Here is a 19,364-nt window from a genome sequence, read left to right on the forward strand (position 1 = left end):
GCCCAAGCTGGGCGCGGCGATTGCCGCCGATCTCAGCGCGCTGCCGGCTGACTTCGCCAGCAGCACCAACGCAGAAAAGGACACCGCTCTCGCTGGCCTCGGCGCGCCCGGGTGGTTCCGCGAACTCTGCGAACTGGTGGCCGAGGGCGTCTATGCCGATCCTGATAATGGCGGTAACCCGGATGCTGCGTCGTGGCGGATGCTTGGCTACGAGCACGGCCTGCCCGAGGGGCCGACCGGGCCGGCAGCTCGCGACGGACAGTCGCCGCAGCCCTTCTCCGGCACGCTCGACTATGACGTGATCATCGTCGGTGCCGGTGCAGGCGGCGGCGTCGCGACAGGTGTGCTCGCCGAGGCCGGCAAGCATGTGCTGCTGCTCGAGCGGGGGCTTGAGCGCAACTATGCCGATAGCGGCCACCGCGATCACCTGCGCAACCATCGCCTGGCGCTCTATGGCCACAACACCGGCCCGGACCTCTACGGCAATCCGCGCGTGCTCGTCGGAGCCGATGGCATCGAGCGCGTGTTGCGCCCGCATGAAAACGGCTACCAAAACCTAGCGGCGGCGGTCGGCAGCGGCACGCTGGTCTATGGCGCCCAGGCCTGGCGCTTCCACCGCGATGATTTCCGCATGGCCAGCCTGTACGGCGTGCCCGAGGCCTCGTCGCTCGTCGACTGGCCGTTCGGTTACGACGAACTGGCGCCATGGTACGAGCGCGCCGAGTGGGAGATCGGTGTATCGGGACAGGGCAGCGCCCATAGCCATGAGGGCCCGCGGGCCCGCGATTATCCGATGCCGCCATTGCCGGACAGCCCGGCCACCTCGGTGCTCAGGCGCGGCGCCGCGGCGCTCGGCATCTCGACCACACGCCCACCGCTCGCCATCAACAGCCAGCCGCGCCACGGCCGCGGCGCCTGTATGGGCTGCGGCACCTGTGTTGGCTTTCCGTGTCCGAGCGATGCCAAGAACGGCACCCAGAACACCATGATCAAAAGGGCGCTCGCCACCGGGCGCTGCCACCTCGTTACCGGCGCCATGGTGCTGCGGGTCGAGACCGACGCCGCCGGCAAGGCCACCGGCGTACGGTTCGCTGACAGCACTGGCGCCGAGCATTCGGTCGCGGCAAGGCGATCGTCCTCGCCGGCGGCGCCATCGAGACGGCGCGGCTGCTGCTCAACTCACCCTCATCACGCGAGCCGGATGGCTTGGGTAACGGTCACGACCTCGTCGGCAGGAACCTGCAGGGGCATGTCTACGCCACGGCTTATGGCCAGTTCGACGCGGAGGTGCATGGCTCGCGCGGGCCGGGTGTCAGCATCGCCACCACGCAATACAACCACGGCAATCCAGGCTTCATCGGCGGCGGCATGCTGGCCGATGATTTCGTCCAGCCGCCGATCATCTTCTGGAAGAACGTGCTGCCGCCGGGGCTGCGCCGCTGGGGGCAGGGCGCCAAGGATTTCATGCGCGACAGCTTCCACCACGTGCTGCGCATCGCCGGCCCGATCCACGAGATCCCCGATCCAACCGCCCGCGTTCGGATTGCCGGGCACGTCCGCGACAAATGGGGCTTGTCGGTGGCGATGCTGTCAGGCCGGGTCCATCCGGAAACGGTGCGGACCGCGGGGCATGTGCATGGGAGAGCCCACGAGTGGCTCGCCGCCTCCGGCGCCAGCAGCACCTGGGGCGCCGCGCCCAATCCCGGACTGTCAGGCGGCCAGCATCAGGCCGGCACCTGTCGCATGGGCACCGACCCGTCGAACTCGGTGACCGACTCCTATGGCCGGATCTGGGGCCACGACAACCTGTTCGTCTCGGATGGCGGTCTGCATCCGACCAATGGCGGCTTCAACCCGGTGCTGACCATCATGGCGCTGGCGTTCCGCAACGCCGATCATCTGGCTCGGTCGCTGTAATGGGGCGCATCACCATGTCAGCCGCGTAGAATGGCTTCGTAATCTCGCCCGCCATAGAACACGTTGACGATCTCGACGCCGGCATCAAGCACTCGATAGGCGATGACAGCCGAACGTTCAAACGGCGCAATGCGGATGGCCGGACCTAAATCCGGTCGTGCCGGGTAGCCTTCAGGCAGTTCGCCGATCGCCTCACATCGCTTGCGGATGCGGTCGACAAACCCCAGCGCCACGCCAGGGTCGGCGCCCTGCTCGATGAGATAGTCGAGAACCTCGACCAGGTCGGAAACAGCCTCCTCGCGGAACCGGACCGACAGGCGATGCATCAGCGGGCAATGGGCGTGCGACGCGCTTGGGCTTCGAGGCGATCAAAGACATCGGCGGAAGATACCGCAGGCCGGGGATCAGCCAGCGACCGGCTGATGCGCGCCCGGATGGCGGTCAAACGCTCGGCGTGCTCTTCCTCGTCGCGCATCCAGGCCCTCATCGCCACGCGCAGCACCTCGCTGGTCGAAGCATAATGGCCGGCCTCGACCTGCTGCTTAATCAGAGCGACCATCTCCGCCGGGAGCGTGATGCTGAGTTTTTCCGACAATTCCACAACCTGCGCATTTTGGACGTTCTCAAGGTAGGATAAAATCCTACCACCGACAAGGCGAAAACCTGTTGCGCGGCGCAAACGAGCGCCACCGCACTTGGCAGGCTGTCGGCTTGGGAGCGAGCGCCGGCCCGGATTGCTCCGGACCGGCCGGACGCCGCTCACCGGCAAACGTAGCGACGTCCGTTGCTGGCCCGATAAGTACCGGTTTCCGGGTCGAAGCTGCGGTACTTGCGACTGCAGTAATCGAGCCAGCGTTCGTATTCGGCGTCATAGCGATCGCGCTTGCTGCGCTCCTTCTCGGCCGAGCCGGCGATGATGGCGCCGAGCGTGAGGCCGATAATGCCCGCGCCGATCGCAGCGCCGATATCGTCGTCATTGTTCTTCTTCTTGTCCGGGCGACCGCCCCAGTGGTCGCGCTCGCACCGTTCGCGCTCGCGCCGGTTGTCGATGGCGCTGCAATTGGCCCAACGCTGGTCATCGGCCTGGGCGAGGTGGATGCGGTTATCGGCCGGCGACTGCGCCAGAGCGGGCGAAATCGCTGATAGGGCAAGGCAAGCCGTCATGACGACGGCAGTCAGGGTTCTGGCGAGAGCCATTTTGCTTTCCTCGGGGGTGTGGATGGGCGGTCCGGGTGGCCGCGGGCCGCCCTGGGGACCGACGGAATGGGTGACAGGTCCGTCGATCCCGATACGATATGGTTAGAAGCGGAAGTTGAGGCCCGCCTTGACCGCATGGTTGGTCAGGTCGTCGGTGCGGTGGATATTGCCGGTAAGGGTGGAGTCGACGTCGTTGAAGCGGGCCTGGGTATATTCCACTCGGGCCGACAGGCCATTGCCGAAGCTCTGCTCGAGCCCGGCCCCCCACAACACGCCGCCAACCCACTGGTCGTCCGAGACGACGTTATTGCCGGCGTCGAGTCGCGCCACAGCGTAGCCGGCCGTGCCGTAAACCAGAGTGCCACCAAGGGCGAGACCACCGCGGACCTTGGCGGCGCCGCTCCAGTTCTGCTCCAGCTCGCCATTGCCGACGCCATAGACGATGCCGCGGGCATAGGTGCCCTCGAGTTCGGCGCCAATCACCGCGGGCCCCAGCTGCATGGTGTAGCCGGCCTGCACGCCGCCCACGAGGCTCGAGTCCTTGAAGATGTTGAAGTCGGATGCTTTGGGCGCGAGGCCACCGTGGATACCGGCGTAGAAGCCGGTCCATTCCGAGGCCGGCGCCGGTGCGTAGGGCTCGCTCCAGCGGCTGTCCTGCGCGTCAGCCGCAGTCGCCGGCAGCGCGCCGAGCAGCAGGGCGGCGACCAGGCCATAGGAGGAAAACTTCGAGAACATGGGAACTCCGCGAAAAACGAGGCCCCGCAACCAGGGAGGTGGTTGCCGGGCAGTGGAGGATGCGCCGGCATGCACCTTGCAACCGGACGAGGTCAGTCACTGACCTCGCGGTCATTCATTGACCGCATCGCCCATTTTCACTGTCGGGATTGCGCGAGCATTGCGCGGCGTCGAAATCGCTATCGCGCGACAGCGGCAGGCAGTTCGACGCGGAAGCACACCCCGCCGAGATGGCTGGGCAGCACGGAGATATTGCCGCCGTGCTGGCGCACCACTTCGCGCACCAGGTTCAGCCCGAGCCCGGCGCCGCGATCCAGCGGACGGATGCGATAGAACGGCTCGAAGATCTTCTCCCGATGCTCCGGCGCGATGCCGGGTCCGCTGTCGTGCACCTCGAACACCCCGTTGCCGGCGATCTCGATCTCGATGGTGCCCTGGTTGCCGCCATGCACCACCGCATTCTGCGTCAGGTTCGCCAGCAGCCGCTCGATGGCGCCGCGATCGCCCAGCACCCAGGATGACGGATCGGGCGCCCTGAGCGAAATGTCGTAGCCGGCCGAGATGGCAAGCGGCGCATGGTCGGCGACGACGCGCTCGGCCAGCGGCACCAGGTCGATCGGCTGGAAGTCGATCTGCGATTGGGCCAGTCGCTGCAGGTCAAGCAACTGCTCCGCCATTGCCGCCAGCCGCGCCGTATCGGTGAGCAAGCGGGTCCGCTCCGGGCCGGTATCGAGATTCTCCACCCGGGTCTGGAGGATGGCGATCGGCGTCTTCAACTCGTGCGCCGCATCGGCGAGGAAGCGGCGATGCCGCTCATAGCCTTCGTCCAGCCGAGTGAGGGCCTCATTCATTGCCGTCACCAGGCCGCGGACCTCGTAGGGTACCTTGTCGAGTGGCAGCCGTGTACCGTGCTGGTCGAAGTTGATGCTGCGGGCCTGCACCTCGGCGGCGTCCAGCCCGCGCATCACCTTGCGGACGATCAACGGAATGGCGATCACCGTGGCGATGATCAGCATCAGCAGCAATGGCAGGATGAAGATATTGCCGACCAGGATCGCGGCGAAGATGGTGCTGACGAAGGCGCCCCCTCCCGCCAGCACATAGAGCTTGCCGATCGGTGTATCGCCGCTGTGGAATGCAGCCGCCAGGTCTTCTTCACCACCCGAGTCGCGAATGTCGACAAACCACAACCGGTTGAGGCTGGCGGCCATCTCGCTGTAAGCGGCGGGCACTGGGCCATCCTCGAACGTGTGCCCATGGTCGTCGGTCACGATCATCCAGACCGTAGGCGACTCAGTCCTATAGCGGTCGAGATCGGCGTTGCGGCCGAGGATTAGCTCGCCGTTTGGTCCGCGTTGCATTGCGGCAGCCACCGCCTCGGCCAGCGAGCTGTCGACGATCTGCTCGCCCGGATTGAGCTGCAGGATGAGGATGGTGAGGAGCGCGGATGCCAGCGATAGCGTAATGGTCTGCAGCAGCACCAGGCGCCAGGCAAGGCGCCGGCGGAGCGAGTGGGGGCGCCAGAACTTCATGCTGCGGCCTTGATCAGGTACCCGACACCGCGAATGCCGTGGATCTCGACACCAGACCTCGCGTCGGCGAGCTTACGCCTGAGCCGCGAGATATGGGCATCGAGCGAGTTGGACTGGATCTCGTCGCCATAGCCGTAAACTGCGTCTTCGAGCGAGGTGCGGAGCACGGTTCGACCGGCCCGCCGCAGCAGGCACTCGAGCACCAGCAGTTCGCGCCGCGGCAGTTCGATGGTGCTGTCGCCGACCCGCGCCTCGCGGCTGTCGAGATCGAACGACAGCGCTCCCAGCTGGACCGACTCCGGCGCCACCTGCATCGGCCGGCGCAACACCGCACGCAGCCGCGCCAGCAGTTCCTCAACGGCGAAGGGTTTTGGCAGGTAATCATCGGCGCCGGTATCGAGCCCCTCGATCTTGTCGGCAATCGAGCCACGCGCCGAGATGATGATCACCGGCACGCCGGCATGCCGCTTGCGCAGCAGCGGCACCAGGTCGATGCCATCACCATCGGGGAGCTTCCGATCCAGCAGCACTGCGTCATGCGCGTGGCTGAGGATCGCCTCCTCGGCGATGAGCTTGGTGCGGGCATGATCGACCACCGTGTCATAGCGCAGCAGCACGGCGCTCAGCGCCGCGGCCATCTCCGGCTCATCTTCGACTAGTAGCAATCGCATAGAGGAATCCCCGCGCCACGATTTGCCATATGCGACATGCATTGCGCCAGGATTGCGCCGCGGCCGAGCGGCCCGGGGCCGGCCGAATGAGGCCGGAACGGCTAACTAACCCATTAGATATTCGAGCCATTTCGGCCCGAGTTTGGCTTTTTCGGCGCCCCGGGACTCTGTTACTGTCATTGCGGGAGCTCTCGGAGGTTCCGGAGCTTTCCCGCGCAACAGTGGAGAAGCATGATGGCCGAGACAGAGACTTCTACGCCTTCCGATTTTCCCGCGGGGCTCCGCGCCATGCTTGGCGACAATTGGTGGTTGCTGCTGCTGCGCGGCATTGCCGCCATTGCCTTCGGTGTGCTGGCCATCTTCTGGCCTGCCATCACGCTCATCTCGCTGACCCTGCTCTGGGGCGCCTATACCCTCGTCGACGGCGTCTTCGCGCTGTGGGCGGCGATCTCGGGTCGTGCCAATTCGCCGGCCATGGGGCCGCGCTGGTGGATGGCGATCAGCGGCGTGGTCAGCATCCTCGCTGGCCTTGCCGCCTTCTTCTGGCCGGGCATGACGGCTTTCATCCTCGTCATCTTCATCGGCATCTGGGCGATCATCATCGGCGTGTTGACCATCTGGGGCGCCATCCAGGCCCGCAAGGAGATCGAGGGCGAGTGGGTGCTTGGCCTGTTCGGCGCGCTCAGCATCCTGTTCGGCCTGCTGCTGCTGTTCCAGCCGGGGGCAGGGGCGCTGTCACTGGTCTGGACCATTGCCGGCTACTCGATCTTTGCCGGCGTGCTGCTGATCATGCTGGCCTTCCGGGTGCGGAAGTTCAAACGGCCAGCCTGAAGCTGGAACCAAGCGAGGCAAGCCACGTTCAAAGGGCAAGGTGAAAGCGCCGGTAAGAACGCGAAGCCCTCTGTTCAATGCCCCGGCTCCACTGATGGACCGGGGCATTTTCTTGCCCGCGATCTTGCTGGGAAGGCCTTCCGTTACCTACTCCGCCGCTCCCGCGCCACTCATCGGCGCATCGACCTGCAGGTCTTCGCGATAGGGCTTGGCCGACGGCGGGAGCTCCTTACGCAGGAAGATGTCTTCGCCCCGGAGCTGGCGCAGCCAGATCGGGATCATCTCCCGATAGCCGGCGATGATCGACGGGGTCGGCGGGGGCAGGTCGTGCTTGATGGCCTCGTGCAACCTTTCGAGCGCATGGTAGGGCACCACCGGAAACATGTGGTGTTCGACGTGGTAGTTCATGTCCGAATAGAGGAAGCGGCTGATCGGGTTCATCAGTACGGTTCGCGTGTTCAGCCGATGGTCGGTGACGTCCTCGGCCAGCGCGCCATGCTGCAACAGCCCCACCATCACCATGTGCCAGCAGCCGTAGAGGCGGGGTAGCCCGATCAGCATGAACGGCAGGATCGACTGCATGGCGATGGCAACCACCGCCGTCGCCGCGTAGATCGCTACCCAGATGCGCGCTACGCGCACCACCTTGGGCCACTCGCCCTTGGGAATGAAGCTCTTCTCGGCATCGCTGACATTGCCCAGAGCGTTCCGCACCATGTCGCCCAGGGCGTACCAGACGTCGACAATGCCGACGAAGCTCAGGATTACCCGCGCCAGCACCGGCGGTCGCATCACCGCGATCTCGACGTCGCGGCCGACGATGATGGTGTCGGCGTGGTGGCGAGCGTGGCTCCATTTCCAGGTTGTCGGGTTACGGATCAGCATGAAGCAGGCGATCTGGTAGATCACCTTGTTCATCCACGCTGTCTTGAACGCCGTGCCGTGCCCGCACTCATGCCAGCGGCTATCGCTGGCCGAACCATAGAGCACGCCATAAACGAAGAAGAACGGCACGCACCACCAAGTGCCCCAGAACGCGATGCCGCCAATGCCGGTGACCAGCAGCAGGCCAAGCCAGATCAGGTTGTCGCGAATGGCCGGGCCGTCGGAGCGTTGCATAAGCTCCTTCATGACGGCGCGTGGCACCTCGGTGTGATACCACTCGGCTGCCGCGAGGCCGCGATCGATGGCGCGCTGCGCCTCGGGCCCGGTGATGCTGTAGTCGCGCTTCGTGATCATCGGCTCCCCCCTCCGACGTGCACTTACGGCCTGACCGGCCCCTGACCGGCGCCGGTGGCGCCAATAGTGCCGGCGATGGCGTCGAGATCGGCGGCATCGAGCTCGATGGTGGCCGCGTCGATCCAGCCATCGACCTGCGCCGGCGAGCGGGCGCCGACGATGGCGGCGCTGAGGCCCGGCCAGGCCAGCACCCAGGTGAGGGCGATGCTGGAGATCGAAGTGCCGTGTTTGTCGGCCACCGGCTTCAAAGCCGCCGCGAGCGCGAGGTTGCGGTCGAGCCGCTCGCCGGTGAACTCCGGGTTGGTCTTCCGCCAGTCATTGTCGGCGAGGGTTGCGGCGCGCTCTTTGGTGAAACTGCCGGTAAGCAGACCCGCCTGCATCGGGCTGTAGCAGATGACGCCGGTGCCATGTGCCGCGCACCACGGCAGGATCGCCTCTGCGGTCTCACGCTTGATCATCGAAAACGGCGGCTGCAGCGTCTCGACATGGCCCATCGCCTCGGCCCGCGCCAGCTGCTCGGCATTGTGGTTCGAGAGCCCGATATGCCGAACCTTGCCCTCGGATTTGAGCTCCAGCATCGTCGCCCAATAGTCCTCGAGCGGCACGTCGTCGGCCGGCCAGTGCACCTGGTAGAGGTCGATCGCCTCCACCTGCAGGCGCTTCAGCGAATTCTCAAGTTCGTTGCGCAGGCTCTCCCGATTGGCGAGGCGGCGTGGGTTCTGCCCGTTGGCGTCGCGGATCACCCCGCCTTTGGTGAAGACGAACGGCCGCCGATCGGCCGGCAGCGCCTTCAGCGTCTGGCCGATCACCTCCTCGGAATGGCCGACGCCATAGGCCGCCGCGGTATCAATCCAGTTGATGCCGAGCTCGATGGCGTGACGGATCGCGGCATCGGAATCAGCGTCGTCCTGCGGCCCCCACATATTGCCGCCCATCGCCCAGGCGCCGACGCCGAGACGGGTGATCTCCATGCCGGTCTTGCCAAAGGCGCGGGTGGGCAGCGACGTCTTCATGTTCATCCTCCAACTTTGGGGTGCACCATGCCTGCCGCGCCATTCGTACGCACCCCCGACATCAGACTTATCCCGATTGCCGAAACCGCGGCCACGGCTAAAGTGCCGGCATGAACCAGCCCTCCGCGCAAGCCCCAGTAATCGTCGTCGATCTGCAGACCGGCATGTTCGACGGCAAGGTAGCGCCCCCACTGCTCGATGCCGATGGCATCGTCGCGCGGGTCAGAACGATCCTTGAGTGGGCGCGCGTTACCGGCCGCAAGGTGGCCTTCATCCGGCAGAACAGCCCGGTGGGCGATCAATTGGAGCCCGGTGCCCCGGGCTGGCACATCTGGCCGGCGCTCGGCCAGGCCGCCGACGAACGAACGTTCGACAAGACCGTCACCAACGCCTTCAGCAATCCCGATCTGCTGTCGTGGGTCCGGGCGGCGAGTGCCGGCGACGTCATTGTCGTTGGGGCGGCTACTGGCCATTGCGTAGCTGCGACGGTTCGGGGCGCCGCAGCCCTTGGCCTCGCCGTCACTGTAGTCGCCGACGCGCACAGTACCGGCGATCGCGACGGCGCGGCGGCACTGATCGCCGACCACAACCGCGCTTTTGCTGCCGAAGGTGCCACAGTCATCACAACTGCCGAGCTGACTGGCGCCGCCCCATAGCGGGCAGAAGTTGATGCCGTTCGCCCAGACTTCACCGACCCGCGGGACATCGTTGTTCGCGGTGTGGCATCCCGTCTCAAAATCCCACTTGATCCGAACCGTACGGTACGGTACGCCTCTTTCACGAAACGCAGGGGATGATGGTGGCGTCTGCCGTTGCCAATAGCGAAGAGGTGTTCACGCCGCGTCAGCAGCAGGTGCTGACCGCGGCGCTGGATCTGCTCGTCGAGCAAGGCGACCGGCTGACCATGACTTCGGTGGCGCGCCGCGCCTCGTGCTCCAAGGAAACGCTCTACAAGTGGTTCGGCGATCGCGACGGACTGCTCACCGCCACCGTGCAGTGGCAGGCCGCCAAGGTGAAGGCGCCGCAGGTCGATCGCTGGCGGCTCGATGCCGCCTCGCTGCGCCAGAGCATCGAGCAGTTCGCCCGCGACCTCCTCGGCACCATCGTCGGCGATGTCTCGGTGACGCTCAACCGTCTCGCCATCGGCCATGCCGGGGCCGAAAAGCACGGGCTCGGGGCGATCGTCCTCGAGAACGGTCCGCTCGCCATCCGCAAGCGGCTGAAGCCGGTGCTGGAAGCCGGCAGGGAGGCGCGGTTGCTGCGCTTCGACAGCTCCGAGGAGGCCTATCGCAGCTTCTTCGGCCTCGTCGTGCGCGACGCGCAGATCCGCCTGCTGCTCGGCGAAACCTTCACCCCCGCCGAAGCGGAGATCGCGCGCGACGCGGCCCGGGCGACGGAACAGTTTCTTGCCATCTACGCGGTCCACCAGGCCGCCTGAGTTCAAATCGGCCGCACCGGCCCAACGCACAAAGAGGAGACTTCCATGCGCGTCTATTACGATCGGGATGCCGATCTCAACATCATCAAATCCAAGAAGGTCGCGATCGTCGGCTACGGCTCGCAGGGTCATGCGCACACGCTGAACCTCCGCGATTCCGGCGTGAAGGACATCGTGGTGGCGCTGCGTCCCAACTCGCCGTCGGCCAAGAAGGCCGAGGGCGAAGGCCTCAAGGTGATGTCCGTCGCCGATGCCGCCAAGTGGGCCGACGTCCTGATGATGCTGACACCCGATGAGCTGCAGGCCGACATCTACAAGAAGGACATCGAGCCCAATATCCGTGACGGCGCCGCCATCGCTTTCGCGCACGGCCTCAACGTGCACTTCAACCTGATCGAGCCCAAGAAGACCGTCGACGTGATCATGATCGCGCCGAAGGGCCCGGGCCACACCGTGCGCGGCGAATACCAGAAGGGCGGCGGCGTGCCGTGCCTGATCGCGGTGCATCAGGATGCCTCGGGCAATGCCCATGACATCGCGCTGGCCTACGCCTCGGGCGTTGGCGGCGGCCGCTCGGGCGTCATCGAGACCAACTTCCGCGAGGAATGCGAGACGGATCTCTTCGGTGAGCAGGTTGTGCTCTGCGGTGGCCTGGTCGAGCTGATCCGCGCCGGCTTCGAGACGCTGGTGGAAGCCGGCTACGCTCCGGAAATGGCCTATTTCGAGTGCCTGCACGAAGTGAAGCTGATCGTCGACCTGATCTACCAGGGCGGCATCGCCAACATGAACTACTCGATCTCGAACACCGCCGAGTGGGGCGAGTATGTCTCGGGTCCGCGCATCATCACCTCGGAGACCAAGGCCGAGATGAAGCGCGTGCTCAAGGACATCCAGTCCGGCAAGTTCACCTCCGAGTGGATGCAGGAATACAAGGGCGGCGCTTCGCGCTTCAAGGCGACCCGTCGCCTCGCCGACGAGCACCAGATCGAGGAAGTCGGCGAGAAGCTCCGTGGCATGATGCCGTGGATCAAGGCCGGCGCCCTCGTCGACAAGGCCAAGAACTAAGCGGGGCCTTGCTCCACGCTTAGTCTGAGGCGCGCTGGCGCGCCGCCGTGATCAAGGCCGGCGCGCTGGTCGACAAGGCCAAGAACTAATCCAAAGATCCTTCGCAGGATGTATGCGCAGAGGGGCCTCCGGGCCCCTTTGTCGTTTCTACCGACTGCTGTCGGTGGCCATACGGATGGCGAGGAAGCCGAGCGCCGTGCCCATCAGCCAGCGCTGCAGCCGGGCCCAGAACGGCCGGCCGGTGAAGAACAGCGCCACGGTGCCGGCGGTGACGATGAAGATGGCGTTGACCGTCATGCTCACGGCAATCTGCGTGGCGCCCAGCACCAGCGTCTGGCCGAGCACATTGCCGGCCGACTTGTCGATGAACTGCGGCAGCAGTGACAGGTAGAGCGCCGCGACCTTGGGGTTCAACAGGCTGGTGAACAGGCCCATCGCGTAGAGCCGCTTCGGCGAATCCGGCGGCAGGGCGCGCAGCTCGAACGGCGAATGCCCGCCCGGCCGCAACGCGTTCCAGGCCAGCCAGCCGAGATAGAGTGCCCCGGCGATGCGGATCGCGTCATAGGCGAACGGCACCGCGAACAGCAGCGCCGTGAGGCCGAGTGCTGCGGCCAGCATGTAGACGATAAAGCCAGTAGCAACGCCGAGCAGCGAGATCAGACCGGCGGTACGCCCTTGGGCGATCGAGCGCGACACCAGATAGGCCATGTTCGGGCCAGGTGCGATCACCATGGCAAAGGCGACGCCGGCGAAGGCGAGAAGGGTGGTGAGCGCGGGCATGACGGGTCCCCGATTGGCTGTTCATCTGCATGCCACGGGCGATGAACTTCCGCCAGCCGCTCCTACGCCTTGTCGCCGCCCTTCTCCATGCGCTCGCGGGTGAGCATCTCGAGCAGGCCGACCAGCCGGGTGATGTCTTCCTGGCGGAGCAGGTCGATCTTCTGATGCAGGGCCTCGATGTCGAGTTCGGCACGCAGGTTCACATCGTAATCGAGCTGCGCCTTCTGGCGATCGATGGCGGACTGGCGGTTCTGCGCCATCATCAGTATCGGGGCGGTGAAAGCGGCCTGGAAGCTCAGCACCAGATTGAGCAGAATGAACGGGTAGGGGTCCCAGTGCTGGACCCAGGCGACGACGTTGAGCACGATCCACAGCGCCAGCAACACCGATTGCGTGATGATGAAACGCCATGAGCCGACAAGCGCCGCGATCTGGTCGGCGAGGTACTCGCCATAGGTGCGGGGGAGGCTGACCGGCTTGGCCTGTCGCAGCGTGAATCGCCGCGCCATCTCGGTGCCGTCGTGGTGGGGTTTGGTTTCGCTCATCGCCGCCTCTTACTGGCCATGCCATGCGGCGGTTCTATCAGGTCCGGCGGTTGGCGCCGATCGGCTGTGGTCAGCCTCGAATCAAAAGGGCCCCGATCATCTCGGGGCCCTCAGTTTGGGATATCGCCTACCGCGGGATCATTCATGGCCGCGGGAGGGCGAGGCGTGGTGGCGGCCGGCGCGCATCGCGGCGAGGTCGCCACGGGTGAGGCCGATATCGCGCAGCAGATGGTCGTCGAACTTCATCAGGTCGGTGAGGACCCGCTTCCGCTCTGCGCGACGGAACATGGACGTCAGGCTGAAAGCCATTTCTCATCTCGTCAGTTGGGTGGTGCCGGGATCGGCGGAGTGGGCTTATGCCCACGGATCGATGAATGCCGGATGAACCGTTTCGCCTTTAGCGGGGCTTGCGGCCGAACCAGGTCTTCTGCTTCCTGAGCTCTGCGCGCGTCATCCCGATATCGGCCAGCAGGCGGTCTTCGATCTGCTGGTTGGGGGTACGGGCACGCAGGTGGTCCGACAGTAGTAGCAATTCGGGGATCATGTTGGGTTCCTTGGTTTGGGAGCCGGCTCGTTCCGGCGTTGCGGCGCTCAATGACCGAGGACGGTTGAACCGGTTCTGAACGAGGGCTTCAGGGAGAAACCAATGACTGAAATCGCGCTGCCGGCATTCCCGGTCGAGGGAGGCTGCATCTGCGGCGCGGTGCGCTACCGCATCACCGGCGCGCCGCTTGCCGTCTACAACTGCCACTGTCGCGACTGCCAGCGCCTGAGCGGCGCCACGCACTCGATGTCGATGCCGATCGCCCGCGACCGGCTGCAGCATCTGCGGGGCGAGCTCGTCGCCCATGACAAGCCGGCCGATAGCGGGCGGACGGTGCGCATGCTGGCCTGCGCTCGTTGCGGCACCAAGCTCTGGAATGAGCCACTCGCCTCTCCGGCCATGCTGGTGGTCAAGCCCGGCACGCTCGACGACCCGAGCTGGGCCCTGCCTATCGGCAACATCTGGACCGCCAGTCGCCTGCCATGGGCGGTGATCGACGAGACGCAGGTCAATTTCCCGGGCCAGCCGCCCGACCGCCAACCGCTCTATGACGCCTGGAGCGCGGCGACGACCTGAAGCCGCCCATCGCAATTTGCCGGAAGGAATCGCTGCGCTGCCGGAGGGAGCGGCACGCCGTGTCGTGCTAGCAGAGGGCCAAATGCCTGGAGGGGATGATGAGTTTCGACAGTGATATCGCGCTGGTGGCCGAGCAGGAGCGGCAGCTGGTGTTCAGCCGGTTCGACGAGGCCACGGCGCTGCAATTGGGCGAGGATATTCGTGAGCTGGCGGTGGCGGCCAAGGCGGCCCTGGTGATCGACATCCGGTTCTGGAACCGGCCGCTCTACTACTATGCGATGGCGGGGACCGGTCCCGACAACTTCGAGTGGGTCCGCCGCAAGAGCAACTGCGTGCGGCGCTTCAATCGCGCCTCCTATGCGCTGACCCTGCGCCAGCAGCGCGACAAGCGTGGTTTCGCGCCGGACGACAATGTCGACCCCACCGAGATTGCGGCGCATGGCGGCTCGTTCCCGATCCGCATCGAGGGGGTAAGCGTCGTCGGCACGATCACCGTGTCGGGCGTCCCCGGCAGGCACGATCATGGCTTCGTCGTGACGGCGATCGCTCGGCATCTCGGGCTCGATCCGACCCCGCTCATGCTGCCGCATGAGGAACCGACCGCCGACTGACGGCCCGGCTTGCGGCGGCACCGCACCGCTGGCTATATCGCCCGCGACCACAGGGAGCGGACGATATGGCTACGGCAGACGACATCGCCAAAATCATCGAGCAGGAGCGCGGGCTCGAGTTTACCGAGTTCAACGAGAACGTAGCGTTCTCGATCGGCGTAAGGGTGCGTGAGCGCGCCCTGCGCGAAAAGCTCGGGTTGGTGGTCGACGTTCGTACCTGGGACCGGCAGATGTTCTACGCCGCCATGCCCGGGACCACGGCCGACAATCCGAACTGGGTGCGCCGCAAGATCAACACCGTGCAGCGCCTGCTCAAGTCGAGCTATCGCGTGGCGCTGGAGCAGAACCGCGAAGATCGGCTGTTCGCGCCGAATCGGGCGCTCGACGGTGCGGACTTTGTCCTCGCCGGCGGCGCCTTCCCGATCCGCATGAAGGGCTTCGGCCCCATCGGCTGTATCACCATTTCGGGCCTACACGAGCGCGACGACCACCAGGTTGGAGTGGACGCCGTGGCCGAAGAGCTTGGGCTCGACAAGGCGGCTTTCGCGCTCGCCAAGATTTAGTTCGAGGCGCCCCACGGAGGCGGCTTGACACCACGAACCGGGCTGCCGCAACTGCTGCCCGGTTGCGGAGCCCGATTATGAAACTCAACTACATGCTGCTTGATGTTTTCACCACCGAGCGGCTGAAGGGCAATCCTTTGGCCGTCGTGCTTAAGGCCGATGGCCTGCTCGACGATCAGATGCAGGCGATCGCCGCCGAGTTCAATCTGTCCGAGACGGTGTTCATCCAGAAGGCGCAATCGGAGCGCCACGCGGCGGCCGTGCGTATTTTCACCCCGACCGTGGAGCTGCCCTTTGCCGGCCACCCCACCGTTGGCGCCGCCGTCGTGCTCGGGTTGCAGAATCGCAGCACCGCGGTGCGGCTCGAGGAGAAGGTCGGCGTCATCACCTGCGTGATCGAGCGCGTCGAAAAGGATATCGGGCTCGCCCGCTTCGCCCTGCCGCGGCTGCCCGAAGAGATCGGCAAGGCGCCCTCCGCCCAGGCAATCGCCGCCACCCTCGGGCTCGAGGCCGACGATATCGGCTGTGGTCCCTACCAGCCGGCGCTGTTCTCTGCCGGTGTGCCCTACTACCTGTTGCCGGTCCGCGACGCGGCGGTGCTGAAGCGGATCCGGCTCGAGCGGCGTGGTTGGGACGAGACCTACCCGGAGGGGCGCGGCTCCATCTACGTCTTCACCCAGACGCCGGAAGAGCACGACAACGACTTCGCCGCGCGCATGTTTTCGCCTGGCATGGGCCATGGCGAAGATCCAGCCACCGGCTCGGCTGCCGCCGCGCTCATCGGCCTCCTGGCGCGCCACAGCGATAGCGGCCAGCACGAGTTCCGCCTGCGCCAGGGGCACGAGATGGGCCGCCCAAGCCTCATCTCGATGCAACTGCGCAAAGACGACGACAAGCTCACTCACGGCGGCATCGGCGGCCATGCGGTGATCGTCGGCGAGGGCACACTCAATCTCGGCGACTAGTGCCAACAGATATCAACTGACAGACTTGTAATTCTGTCAGCAGCCATCCACATGAGCAGTCTCACCACAAGGAGACTGGTCATGGATCATCGCACGCTTGGAACATCGGGCCCCGTCGCTTCCGCCCTCGGCCTGGGCGCCATGGGGATGTCGGGAGCCTATGGGCCGTCCGATCGCAGCGAGAGCATCGCCACCGTGCATGCGGCGCTCGAGGCCGGCATCACTCTGATCGACACCGGCGATTTCTACGGCATGGGCCACAACGAAATGCTGCTCGGCGAAGCGCTGAAGGGGCGGCGCGACAACGCCGTGCTCAGCGTCAAGTTCGGTGCGCAGCGCGGCCCGAACGGGGCGTGGTTTGGCTTCGATGGTCGTCCGGCAGCGGTGAAGACGGCGCTGGCCTACACACTCGAGCGCCTGGGCGTCGACCACATCGACATCTACCGGCCGGCGCGCCTCGATCCGAACGTGCCGATCGAGGAGACGGTCGGCGCCATCAAGGACATGATCGACGCTGGCTACGTCCGCCATCTCGGTCTCTCCGAGGTGGGGCCGGAGACGATCCGCCGCGCCAATGCAGTGCATCCGGTGGTCGACCTGCAGATCGAATACTCGCTGATCTCGCGCAGCATGGAGCGCGCGATCCTGCCGGTGACGCGCGAACTGGGTATCGGCATCACCGCCTATGGCGTGCTGTCGCGCGGCCTGATCAGCGGCCATTGGAGCAAGGGCGGTCTCGCCGCCGGCGATTTCCGCGGCCACAGCCCGCGCTTCAGCGCCGAGAACGTCGATCACAACCTGCAACTGGTCGAAAAACTGCGCGACATTGCCGCCGACAAGGGCATCAGCGTCGCCCAGCTGGCGATCGCCTGGGTGCTGGCGCAGGGCAGCGATATCGTCCCTGTCATCGGCGCGCGCCGGCGGGATCGGCTCACCGAGGCGCTTGGTGCGCTCGATGTGGTGTTGACGGAGGCCGATCTGTCGGCCATCGAAGGAGCGGTGCCACCCGACGCGGCGCGCGGCGAGCGTTACCAGCCGGCGCAGATGGCGATGCTCGACAGCGAGCGAACTGGAGCCTGATGAACGAGGTCTTGACCCGCGAACGCATTCTCGAAGCGGCGGAACAGGTGTTTCGCCGCTTTGGTCCGCATAAGACCACGGTGGTCGATGTGGCGCGGCTGCTTGGGGTCAGCCACGGCAGCGTCTACCGGCATTTCGACAGCAAGATTGCGCTGCGCGACGCCGTGGTCGAGGGCTGGCTGAAGCGCACTTCGGATCCCCTGGCGGCAATCGCAACCTCCGGGCAAGCGCCGGCGCAGCGGCTGCGCCTGTGGTTCAGCACGCTGCTCATGCTGAAGCGCGAGAAGGTCAAGGGCGATCCGGAGCTGTTCTCGGTATCGCGCACCATCTTCGCCGAGGCACGCGAGGTGGTGGCCCGGCATGTCGACACTCTCGTCGGCCAGCTGGAGACCATCATTGTCGACGGTATCGCCAGCGGCGACTTCCGGCCGGTCGACCCGCGAGCCACCGCGCAGGCGATGTTCGACGCCACCGCCCGCTTCCACGACCCGGCCCACGGCGCCGAGTGGAGCGCGCCCGATGTCGATGCAGGCTTCGAGCGCGTTTATGCGCTGATTACCGCCGGCATAGTGGTCTAGACTTGGGCCCACGCCCGCCTTCACAATTGTACCCCGTCGCGCGCCGACGCTAGTGCCGCGTGCCCAACTCAGCTAGCCTTCCCCTGGGCATTTGGAGGGCTAAGCCGTGTACGTTGTCACACTTCTGATTTTCTTCATCCACATCGTCGCTTTCATCGCCGGCGGCGCCAATCTGGTGCTGATGCCGATCGTCGGCGCCAAGTTGCCGACCGCCACACCGGAGCAGCGCGGCCTCTTATTCTCGATCATCGAGGGCTTCGCCAAGGTTGGCAAATACGCCTTTGCGACGCTGCTGGTCACCGGCATTCTGACGCTGTGGCTGAAATGGAACTGGGTCGTTCCGAACGGCTGGTTCTGGCTCAAGATGCTGGGCATCCTCGGGATGATCGTGTTCATCAGCCTCAACGAGGTGAACCGCAAAAAGGCCATCGCGGGCGATGCCGAGGCCGGCAAGCGCTCGAAGATGTTCGGCCAACTGACCGGCGTCGCCTTCCTCGTCGTGGTGTTCTCCGCCGTATTCGCCTTCAACTGAACTACCCCTGCAACTGAGGTCAGCTTGGACGTCGCCTTTTCGCTTCTGCTCATCGCCCATCTTTTCGGTCTCATGCTGGTCGCAGCGGCGTTCCTGCCGCTGCTGGGGATGATGGGGCAGGGCGGGGCGGCGCCCCAGACCAACCGGCTGCTGACCCGCTTCGGGCACTACGGCATCATCGTGCTGCTGCTCAGCGGACCATTGATGATCTGGCTGCGCAATGGCGGCTTCGAGGGGGTCAGCCATTGGTTCTGGGCCAAGATGGCGTTCGTCGTGTTGCTTGGCGCCGGGGTTGTCATGTCGGCCATCTCGGCGCGAAAGATGCGCGCCGGCGACGCCGCGGCCACCGTCCGGGTCCGGGCGGGCCGCATCATTGCCGTCGTTTCACTGCTGGCGATCGTGGTGTTCGCGGTCCTGGCGTTCAACTGATGCCACGGCTCGACCATATCAATATCGACGTGTCGGACGGCGCCCGGATGGCGCGGTTCTTCGCCGAGGTGCTTGGCGCTGAGGATGGCTTTCGTCCGCCCTTCGATTTTCCCGGCCACTGGATCTATGTCGATGGCCATCCCGCCATCCACCTGAACGTTGTGGCGAGACAGAGCGATTTCCCGCGCGGCATGGTCAATCATGTGGCCTTCGGGGTCTATGAGTTCGAGCCAACCAGGGCCCGCATCGAGGCGGGCGGATGGCCGTACCGGACCACCGGCATCCCCGATTCGGAGATCGGGCAGTTCTTCGTAGAAGGTCCGGAGGGGCTGCTGCTCGAGGTGCAGTTTCGCCGCGAGCGGCCCGCGCGCGGCTAGGGTCGCTTCACCTTCCGTTAGCCGCCGCTGCGCAAAGGCTTGCGCAAGCGGCGGAATTCGCGCAGTATTTGCGCCGTAGCAAGTTTTGGTCTGACGAATGCAGCGCAACCGCGCCATTGCCATAGCCGCCGCCCAGCAGAAGGCTC

General features: G+C 65.5%; 27 protein-coding genes and 1 pseudogene. 15 read left to right on the plus strand and 13 right to left on the minus strand.

Annotated features, from left to right (window positions below; translation table 11 throughout):
- A partial coding sequence (locus VW23_RS29520; protein WP_244513611.1) for a hypothetical protein occupies window positions 1–538 on the minus strand: 538 nt, incomplete at its 3' end.
- 93 nt (window positions 539–631) lie between these two features.
- Here VW23_RS29520 and VW23_RS29525 point away from each other — a divergent pair.
- Window positions 632–1,057: pseudogene (locus tag VW23_RS29525) on the plus strand (GMC family oxidoreductase N-terminal domain-containing protein); the annotation flags it as partial.
- 149 nt (window positions 1,058–1,206) lie between these two features.
- A complete protein-coding gene (locus VW23_RS29530) occupies window positions 1,207–1,917 on the plus strand; it encodes a GMC oxidoreductase (protein WP_244513613.1) in 711 nt (236 codons plus the stop codon).
- A 17-nt stretch (window positions 1,918–1,934) separates the two neighbouring features.
- Here the strand turns inward: VW23_RS29530 and VW23_RS15595 are convergent, their stop codons facing one another.
- From VW23_RS15595 to VW23_RS15620, 6 genes are all read right to left on the minus strand, one after another.
- Window positions 1,935–2,243, minus strand: a complete 309-nt coding sequence (locus tag VW23_RS15595; RefSeq protein WP_069910469.1) for a type II toxin-antitoxin system RelE/ParE family toxin — start codon at window positions 2,241–2,243, stop codon at window positions 1,935–1,937.
- Window positions 2,243–2,518 (minus strand): ribbon-helix-helix domain-containing protein, encoded by a 276-nt coding sequence (locus tag VW23_RS15600; RefSeq protein ID WP_176730417.1) that lies wholly within the window; start codon window positions 2,516–2,518, stop codon window positions 2,243–2,245. Before VW23_RS15600 ends, VW23_RS15595 begins: the two co-directional genes overlap by 1 nt.
- A gap of 158 nt (window positions 2,519–2,676) precedes the next feature.
- Window positions 2,677–3,114, minus strand: coding sequence for a BA14K family protein (locus VW23_RS15605; protein WP_069910471.1), 438 nt, complete (start codon window positions 3,112–3,114; stop codon window positions 2,677–2,679).
- Window positions 3,115–3,216: 102 nt separating this feature from the next.
- Entirely contained in the window at window positions 3,217–3,849 is a 633-nt protein-coding gene (locus VW23_RS15610) for an outer membrane protein (RefSeq protein ID WP_069910472.1), read from the minus strand.
- A gap of 179 nt (window positions 3,850–4,028) precedes the next feature.
- Entirely contained in the window at window positions 4,029–5,381 is a 1,353-nt protein-coding gene (locus tag VW23_RS15615) for a sensor histidine kinase (protein WP_069910473.1), read from the minus strand.
- Window positions 5,378–6,052, minus strand: a complete 675-nt coding sequence (locus tag VW23_RS15620) for a response regulator transcription factor (RefSeq protein WP_069910474.1) — start codon at window positions 6,050–6,052, stop codon at window positions 5,378–5,380. The genes VW23_RS15615 and VW23_RS15620 overlap by 4 nt, the downstream gene beginning before the upstream one ends.
- Before the next feature lie 234 nt (window positions 6,053–6,286).
- Between VW23_RS15620 and VW23_RS15625 the strand changes: the two genes are divergently transcribed.
- Complete coding sequence (locus VW23_RS15625) at window positions 6,287–6,883, plus strand: HdeD family acid-resistance protein (RefSeq protein WP_084646194.1); 597 nt, start codon at window positions 6,287–6,289, stop codon at window positions 6,881–6,883.
- A gap of 147 nt (window positions 6,884–7,030) precedes the next feature.
- Here VW23_RS15625 and VW23_RS15630 read toward each other — a convergent pair whose 3' ends face one another.
- Complete coding sequence (locus tag VW23_RS15630; protein ID WP_069910476.1) at window positions 7,031–8,122, minus strand: fatty acid desaturase family protein; 1,092 nt, start codon at window positions 8,120–8,122, stop codon at window positions 7,031–7,033.
- 23 nt (window positions 8,123–8,145) lie between these two features.
- Window positions 8,146–9,135 carry an aldo/keto reductase gene (locus tag VW23_RS15635; protein WP_141728355.1) on the minus strand — a complete coding sequence of 330 codons (990 nt, stop codon included), beginning with the start codon at window positions 9,133–9,135 and terminating at the stop codon, window positions 8,146–8,148.
- Between the two features lie 110 nt (window positions 9,136–9,245).
- On the opposite strand from VW23_RS15635, the gene VW23_RS15640 reads away from it, so the two are divergent.
- The 3 genes from VW23_RS15640 to ilvC all read left to right on the plus strand — a co-directional run bounded on the left by VW23_RS15640 (window position 9,246) and on the right by ilvC (window position 11,638).
- Window positions 9,246–9,791 (plus strand): isochorismatase family protein, encoded by a 546-nt coding sequence (locus VW23_RS15640; RefSeq protein ID WP_069910478.1) that lies wholly within the window; start codon window positions 9,246–9,248, stop codon window positions 9,789–9,791.
- A 140-nt stretch (window positions 9,792–9,931) separates the two neighbouring features.
- Window positions 9,932–10,573 carry a TetR/AcrR family transcriptional regulator gene (locus tag VW23_RS15645; protein ID WP_141728356.1) on the plus strand — a complete coding sequence of 214 codons (642 nt, stop codon included), beginning with the start codon at window positions 9,932–9,934 and terminating at the stop codon, window positions 10,571–10,573.
- A gap of 45 nt (window positions 10,574–10,618) precedes the next feature.
- Window positions 10,619–11,638 carry a ketol-acid reductoisomerase gene (ilvC, locus tag VW23_RS15650; protein WP_069910480.1) on the plus strand — a complete coding sequence of 340 codons (1,020 nt, stop codon included), beginning with the start codon at window positions 10,619–10,621 and terminating at the stop codon, window positions 11,636–11,638.
- 147 nt (window positions 11,639–11,785) lie between these two features.
- On the opposite strand, the gene VW23_RS15655 is transcribed toward ilvC, so the two are convergent.
- From VW23_RS15655 to VW23_RS28625, 4 genes are all read right to left on the minus strand, one after another.
- On the minus strand, window positions 11,786–12,418 hold the full coding sequence (locus VW23_RS15655) for a LysE family translocator (RefSeq protein WP_069910481.1): 633 nt from the start codon (window positions 12,416–12,418) through the stop codon (window positions 11,786–11,788).
- Between the two features lie 62 nt (window positions 12,419–12,480).
- The gene (locus VW23_RS15660) at window positions 12,481–12,963 is read right to left on the minus strand and encodes a DUF1003 domain-containing protein (protein WP_084646196.1); all 483 of its coding nucleotides are present in this window, start codon (window positions 12,961–12,963) and stop codon (window positions 12,481–12,483) included.
- A 138-nt stretch (window positions 12,964–13,101) separates the two neighbouring features.
- Window positions 13,102–13,272 carry a YjiS-like domain-containing protein gene (locus VW23_RS28295; protein WP_084646198.1) on the minus strand — a complete coding sequence of 57 codons (171 nt, stop codon included), beginning with the start codon at window positions 13,270–13,272 and terminating at the stop codon, window positions 13,102–13,104.
- A gap of 88 nt (window positions 13,273–13,360) precedes the next feature.
- Window positions 13,361–13,507 carry a DUF1127 domain-containing protein gene (locus VW23_RS28625; RefSeq protein ID WP_141728357.1) on the minus strand — a complete coding sequence of 49 codons (147 nt, stop codon included), beginning with the start codon at window positions 13,505–13,507 and terminating at the stop codon, window positions 13,361–13,363.
- Between the two features lie 102 nt (window positions 13,508–13,609).
- On the opposite strand from VW23_RS28625, the gene VW23_RS15665 reads away from it, so the two are divergent.
- The 9 genes from VW23_RS15665 to VW23_RS15705 all read left to right on the plus strand — a co-directional run bounded on the left by VW23_RS15665 (window position 13,610) and on the right by VW23_RS15705 (window position 19,218).
- On the plus strand, window positions 13,610–14,083 hold the full coding sequence (locus VW23_RS15665; RefSeq protein WP_069910482.1) for a GFA family protein: 474 nt from the start codon (window positions 13,610–13,612) through the stop codon (window positions 14,081–14,083).
- A 98-nt stretch (window positions 14,084–14,181) separates the two neighbouring features.
- Window positions 14,182–14,694 (plus strand): heme-degrading domain-containing protein, encoded by a 513-nt coding sequence (locus tag VW23_RS15670; RefSeq protein ID WP_069910483.1) that lies wholly within the window; start codon window positions 14,182–14,184, stop codon window positions 14,692–14,694.
- A 65-nt stretch (window positions 14,695–14,759) separates the two neighbouring features.
- Entirely contained in the window at window positions 14,760–15,257 is a 498-nt protein-coding gene (locus VW23_RS15675; RefSeq protein WP_069910484.1) for a heme-degrading domain-containing protein, read from the plus strand.
- Between the two features lie 77 nt (window positions 15,258–15,334).
- The gene (locus VW23_RS15680; protein ID WP_069910485.1) at window positions 15,335–16,222 is read left to right on the plus strand and encodes a PhzF family phenazine biosynthesis protein; all 888 of its coding nucleotides are present in this window, start codon (window positions 15,335–15,337) and stop codon (window positions 16,220–16,222) included.
- Window positions 16,223–16,303: 81 nt separating this feature from the next.
- Entirely contained in the window at window positions 16,304–17,302 is a 999-nt protein-coding gene (locus tag VW23_RS15685) for an aldo/keto reductase (protein WP_069910486.1), read from the plus strand.
- Complete coding sequence (locus VW23_RS15690; protein WP_069910487.1) at window positions 17,302–17,880, plus strand: TetR/AcrR family transcriptional regulator; 579 nt, start codon at window positions 17,302–17,304, stop codon at window positions 17,878–17,880. The genes VW23_RS15685 and VW23_RS15690 overlap by 1 nt, the downstream gene beginning before the upstream one ends.
- A gap of 106 nt (window positions 17,881–17,986) precedes the next feature.
- Entirely contained in the window at window positions 17,987–18,412 is a 426-nt protein-coding gene (locus VW23_RS15695; protein ID WP_069910488.1) for a hypothetical protein, read from the plus strand.
- Between the two features lie 24 nt (window positions 18,413–18,436).
- On the plus strand, window positions 18,437–18,841 hold the full coding sequence (locus tag VW23_RS15700) for a hypothetical protein (protein WP_069910489.1): 405 nt from the start codon (window positions 18,437–18,439) through the stop codon (window positions 18,839–18,841).
- Window positions 18,841–19,218 (plus strand): VOC family protein, encoded by a 378-nt coding sequence (locus tag VW23_RS15705; protein ID WP_069910490.1) that lies wholly within the window; start codon window positions 18,841–18,843, stop codon window positions 19,216–19,218. Before VW23_RS15700 ends, VW23_RS15705 begins: the two co-directional genes overlap by 1 nt.
- The last annotated feature ends 146 nt before the right edge of the window (window positions 19,219–19,364 follow it).

Origin of the sequence: Devosia insulae DS-56 (assembly GCF_000970465.2) — a bacterium.
In the GTDB taxonomy this organism is placed as follows: domain Bacteria; phylum Pseudomonadota; class Alphaproteobacteria; order Rhizobiales; family Devosiaceae; genus Devosia_A; species Devosia_A insulae.